The following is a 5,282-nucleotide window of genomic DNA, read 5'->3' on the forward strand; positions in this document are numbered from 1 at the left end:
CCGTTGACGAGGGCGCCGAGCTCGAGGGCCGGGCCGGTGAACGCGTACCCGGCCCCCGGTCCGCTCCCCGAGAGCGCCGTCGACGCCGTGCGCGCCGGGTACGCGTTCACCGGCCCGGCCCTCGAGCTCGGCGCCCTCGTCAACGGCGACGCGCGGATCGACGTGCCCGTCCGCATCCCGCTCGGCATGCTCAACCGGCACGGCCTCGTCGTCGGCGCGACCGGCACCGGCAAGACGAAGACGCTGCAGGTCCTCGCCGAGCAGCTCTCGGCCCACGGCGTCCCCGTCTTCGCTGCGGACATCAAGGGCGACCTCTCCGGCCTCGCCACTCCGGGCACCGCGACCGACGCGCTGCTCGCCCGCACCCGCGGCATCGGCCAGGACTGGCGGGCGGAGGCGGCCCCCGCCGAGTACTTCGCGCTCGGCGGCATCGGCACCGGTGTCCCCGTCCGCGCCACCGTGACGGGATTCGGCGCGCTGCTGCTCGCGAAGGTGCTCGGCCTCAACCACACGCAGGAGTCGAGCCTCGGTCTCGTCTTCCACTACGCCGAGAGCGCCGGTCTCCCGCTCGTCGACCTGTCCGATCTCCGCGCCGTGCTCACCTACCTCGTCGGCGACGAGGGCAAGGCGGAGCTCGCCGAGCTCGGCGGGCTGTCCAAGGCGACCGCCGGCGTGATCCTCCGCGAGCTGATCGCGTTCGCCGACCAGGGCGCCGACGTGTTCTTCGGCGAGCCCGAGATCGACACGGCCGAGTTCCTCCGCCTCGCCGCCGACGGGCGCGGCGTCGTCAGCCTCCTCGAGGTCCCCGGAGTCGCCGACCGACCGGCTCTGTTCTCCACCTTCCTGATGTGGCTGCTCGCCGACCTCTTCAACGACCTGCCGGAGGTCGGCGACCTCGACAAGCCGAAGCTGGTGTTCTTCTTCGACGAGGCGCACCTGCTCTTCCGCGACGCGTCGAAGGACTTCCTCGCCGCGATCACCCAGACCGTGCGCCTCATCCGCTCCAAGGGCGTCGGCATCGTCTTCGTCACGCAGACCCCGAAGGACGTGCCGGGCGACGTCCTCGCCCAGCTCGGCTCCCGCGTGCAGCACCAGCTCCGCGCGCACACGCCGGACGACGCCAAGGCCCTCCGCGCCACCGTCTCGACCTACCCCGAGAGCGACTACGACCTCGGCGAAGTCCTCCAGGCGCTCCCCATCGGCGAGGCGATCGTGACGGTCATGAACGAGCGCGGCGCCCCGACCCCGGTCGCCTGGACGCGTCTCCGCGCCCCGCTCGGCTCGATGAAGCCCACCCCCGAGGCCGACCGCGAGGCGAGCGTCCAGAGGTCCCCGCTCCTCGCGCGCTACGGAACGCCCCTCGACCGCGACTCCGCCCGCGAGATCCTCACCCGCCGGCTCGACGCCGCCGCCGACGCCGAGGAGGCCCGCGCCGCCGCCGAGCAGCAGGCCGCCGACGACGCCCGCCGCGCCAAGGAGGACGCGCGTCGCGCCAAGGAGGAGACCGCGGACGCCGCCCGCCGCGCGAAGGAGCGGGCCGCCGCCGAGCGCGCCGCCGACCAGGCCGCCGAGCGCTCCCGACGGCGCACGGCACCGACCTCCCGCGGGACCCGCACCGCCCGCCGCGACAAGACGGTCGTCGAGGAGGTGCTGGGCTCGAGCGCCGGCAGGACCCTGCTGCGCGAGGTGGTCCGCGGGATCTTCGGGACCGCCCGACGGCGTTGACGCGACCGGGGCCGCTCGGGGAGACGAGGCGCTAACGGGAGCGTGTTAGCGTCGGTAGCATGAGTGAGAGCGGGACGACGCGGGAGCGGATCCTCCGAGCGACGGTCGAGCTGCTGGCGGACGGCGGGCGCGACGCGGTGTCGACGCGGGCGATCAGCGCGGCGGCGGGGGTGCAGGCCCCTACGATCTACCGGACGTTCGGCGACCTGCGCGGGCTGCTCGACTCGGCCGCGGCAGCCGGATTCGCCACGGCCCTCGCCGACTTCGAGCGGAGCGAGGCGCCGGCCGACCCGGTCGACGCGCTCCGTGCCGCCTGGGATCACCACGTCGCCTTCGGACTCGCCGAACCGCACCTCTACGCGCTGATGTTCACCGCGCGGCCGGGGGAGGAGTCGGAGGCGGCGCGCCTGTCCCGCGGCGTCCTCCTCGACGCGGTCCGGGCCGTCGCCGAAGCCGGCCGCCTCACCGTCGACGTCGAGCGGGCCTCCCGCCTGCTCCAGTCGGCCGCGCTCGGCTGCACCCTCACGCTGACCGCCCTCGCGGACCCCGACGACGAGCTCTCGTCCCGCTCGCGCGAGTCCGTCCTCGCGGCGATCACCACGGCGGAGGCGGGCCCCACCGATCCCGCCGCCCGTGCGGTCGTCGCGCACGCCGTCGCCCTGCGGACGGCGCTGCCGCAGATCGAGCCCCTCAGCGCGGGGGAGCGGCTCCTGCTCGACGAATGGCTCGAGCGCATCGCCGACTGACGGCCGGCGTCGCCGGAGGGTCCGTATCGCCGCCCTGTCGTCCGCGTTGTCGTAATACGGATGGCGACGGGCACGATCCGGGACCGGCACCTACGGTCGGACCATGTCGCGATCCATAGCCGAACTCTTCTTCCGCCCCGTCTGCGCCGCCTGCTCGGCCCCGCTCGTCGCCCGCCGTGGCGCTTTCTGCTCCGACTCCTGCGCGCGGACGAACCACCTCTACGGCTGATCCCGCACGCCCGGCGCGCGCCGAACGATCGGCGGCGCCTGCTCGGCGCGACGTCGTCGGCTGCAGCCGGGTGTGCCCCGGCAGGGCGAACCCGGCGCTGCGTGAGTGGGCCGCTCCGATCGACGCCTTCACCGGTCGACCGGGCTCCGACGATCGGCCGCACCGGTTAAACAAAACGGTGCCCGTGCTGGCGAGAGCAACGGACACCGTTCGCGGAGGATGGGGGATTCGAACCCCCGAGGGCTTTCACCCAACACGCTTTCCAAGCGTGCGCCATAGGCCACTAGGCGAATCCTCCTGGCACGACCTGAGCCGCGACTCATCGATACTAGCCGGTGTCGGAGGCTCCCGCTGACCACGACCCCGACACGCCCCGCTCTCCTCGGCCGCCGTCGTCGGTTAGACTGTCACCCGGCTCCCCGCGTGGCGCCATCCAGGCCAACTCCCCCAGGGCGGAAACGCAGCAAGGGTAACCGGGCTCTGGCGGGTGCGCGGGGGGTCTTCTTCCGTTAAGCGGCCCGCCTGCTCCGCCCATGGACCGCCGCACAGCCTCTACGAGGCCCTACCGGCGGCGGACGCTCCTCCACAGCCGCGCGCCGTGCACGCCCTCCCATCCCTGGCCTCTACTCAGCCAGGCGGAGGGACCCCCTCGGTAGGGTGGATCCGATGGTTCAGAGCATCTACATCTCGTCCGCCGAAGGTCATTCGGGCAAGTCCACGGTCGCCCTCGGCGTCCTCGATGCGCTCAGCAGCCAGGTGCAGCGGGTCGGCGTCTTCCGCCCGATCGCCCGCTCCACCTCCGAGCCGGACTACGTGCTCGAGATGCTGCTCGGCCACTCCGACTCGGGCCTCGCCTACGAGGACTGCATCGGCGTCACCTACGAGGACGTCCACGCCGACGGCGAGGCGGCGCTCTCGCGGATCGTCGAGCGGTACAAGGGCGTCGAGGCCCGGTGCGACGCCGTCGTCATCCTCGGCTCCGACTACACGGACGTCGGCAGCCCCACCGAGCTCGGCTACAACGCCCGCATCGCCGCCAACCTCGGTGCCCCGGTCCTGCTCGTCCTCACCGGCCGGGACTCGTCCCGCAGCGAGCAGCTGGGCCAGGCTCCCGCGCGCACGCCGGAGGAGATGCGCCAGATCACGGAGCTCGCCTCGGTCGAGCTGCGCACGGCCCACGCGAGCCTCATCGGAGTGATCGCGAACCGCGCGGACCCCGACACCGCCGCCGACGCCGTCGCCGCGATCCGCGAGAGCATCCCCGCCACCGTCCCGGTCTGGGCGATCCGCGAGGATCCGTTCCTCGTCGCTCCGAGCCTGTCCCGCCTGGTCGAGGCGGTCGACGGCGTCGTCGTCGCGGGCGATCCGGAGCTGCTCGGCCGCGAGGCGCTCGGCGTGGTGATCGCCGGCATGTCGATGGTGAACGTCCTGCCGCGGCTCACCGAGGGCGGCGTCGTGATCGTCCCCGGCGACCGGCCCGAGGTCGTCCTCGCCGTGATCATGGCGTACGCCTCCGGCACGTTCCCCACCGTCACCGGCATCATCCTCAACGGCGGCTTCGAGCTGCCGGAGCCGATCGTCCGGCTGATCGAGGGCGTCGACAGCCGCGTGCCGATCGTGATGACCGAGCTCGGCACCTACGACACCGCCGTCCGCGTCACCGCGGCCCGCGGCCGCCTGGCGGCCGACTCCCCGCGCAAGCGCGACACCTCCCTCGCCCTCTTCCAGGAGGCGGTCGACGCGGTCGAGCTGCTCACCCTCCTCGACGTCGGCCGGTCCGAGGTCGTCACGCCGCTGATGTTCGAGTACGGGCTGATCGAGCGCGCGCGCATCGCCGACCGCCACATCGTCCTGCCCGAGGGCGGCGACGACCGGATCCTCCGTGCCGCCGCGACCGTGCTCAAGCGCGGCATCGCCCGGCTCACGATCCTCGGCGAGGAGGCCGAGATCCGCGCCCGTGCGGCGGGCCTCGGCCTCGACCTCGACGGCGCGCGCGTGCTGAGCACCCTCGACCCCGAGCACCGCGCGCGCTTCGCCGAGGAGTACGCCCGCATCCGCGCGCACAAGGGCATCACCTACGACCACGCCTACGACACCGTCACGGACGTCTCCTACTTCGGCACGATGATGGTGCAGCTCGGCCTGGCCGACGGGATGGTCTCGGGAGCCGCGCACACGACCGCGCACACCATCCGCCCCGGCTTCGAGATCATCAAGACGAGCCCGGGCGTCTCCGTCGTCTCGAGCGTGTTCCTGATGGCGCTCGCCGACCGCGTGCTGGTCTACGGCGACTGCGCGGTGAACCCCGACCCCACCGAGGCGCAGCTCGCCGACATCGCGATCTCGTCCGCCGAGACCGCCCAGCAGTTCGGGATCGACCCCCGCATCGCGATGCTCTCCTACTCCACCGGCGAGAGCGGAGCCGGCGCCGACGTCGAGAAGGTCCGCGCGGCGACGGCGCTGGTGCGCGAGCGCCGGCCCGACCTGCTCGTCGAGGGCCCGATCCAGTACGACGCGGCGGCCGACGCGGCGGTCGCGGCCTCGAAGATGCCCGGCTCCCAGGTCGCCGGGCGCGCGACGGT

General features: G+C 73.4%; 4 protein-coding genes, 1 tRNA gene and 1 other RNA gene. 5 read left to right on the top strand and 1 reads right to left on the bottom strand.

Annotated elements, in window-relative coordinates; translation table 11 throughout:
- The first annotated feature begins 3 nt into the window (after nucleotides 1-3).
- From C5B92_RS16670 to C5B92_RS17770, 3 genes are all read left to right on the top strand, one after another.
- Nucleotides 4-1,725 (top strand): helicase HerA-like domain-containing protein, encoded by a 1,722-nt coding sequence (locus tag C5B92_RS16670; RefSeq protein WP_219814362.1) that lies wholly within the window; start codon nucleotides 4-6, stop codon nucleotides 1,723-1,725.
- 59 nt (nucleotides 1,726-1,784) lie between these two features.
- Nucleotides 1,785-2,471, top strand: a complete 687-nt coding sequence (locus tag C5B92_RS16675) for a TetR/AcrR family transcriptional regulator (RefSeq protein ID WP_104227474.1) — start codon at nucleotides 1,785-1,787, stop codon at nucleotides 2,469-2,471.
- A gap of 103 nt (nucleotides 2,472-2,574) precedes the next feature.
- Nucleotides 2,575-2,700 (top strand): hypothetical protein, encoded by a 126-nt coding sequence (locus tag C5B92_RS17770; RefSeq protein ID WP_258060618.1) that lies wholly within the window; start codon nucleotides 2,575-2,577, stop codon nucleotides 2,698-2,700.
- 213 nt (nucleotides 2,701-2,913) lie between these two features.
- On the opposite strand, the gene C5B92_RS16680 is transcribed toward C5B92_RS17770, so the two are convergent.
- A tRNA-Ser gene (locus C5B92_RS16680) sits at nucleotides 2,914-2,998 on the bottom strand.
- A gap of 112 nt (nucleotides 2,999-3,110) precedes the next feature.
- On the opposite strand from C5B92_RS16680, the gene ffs reads away from it, so the two are divergent.
- An RNA gene (gene ffs / locus C5B92_RS16685) (signal recognition particle sRNA small type) lies at nucleotides 3,111-3,207 on the top strand.
- 159 nt (nucleotides 3,208-3,366) lie between these two features.
- A partial coding sequence (gene pta, locus C5B92_RS16690) for a phosphate acetyltransferase (RefSeq protein WP_104273938.1) occupies nucleotides 3,367-5,282 on the top strand: 1,916 nt, incomplete at its 3' end.

Source organism: Rathayibacter sp. AY1A4 (genome assembly GCF_002930955.1).
Lineage (GTDB): Bacteria > Actinomycetota > Actinomycetes > Actinomycetales > Microbacteriaceae > Rathayibacter.

Coding starts and splice junctions, on each gene's coding strand:
- C5B92_RS17770 (WP_258060618.1), top strand. CDS start 2,575: ATGTCGCGATCCATAGCCGAACTCTTCTTCCGCCCCGTCTGCGCCGCC.
- C5B92_RS16675 (WP_104227474.1), top strand. CDS start 1,785: ATGAGTGAGAGCGGGACGACGCGGGAGCGGATCCTCCGAGCGACGGTC.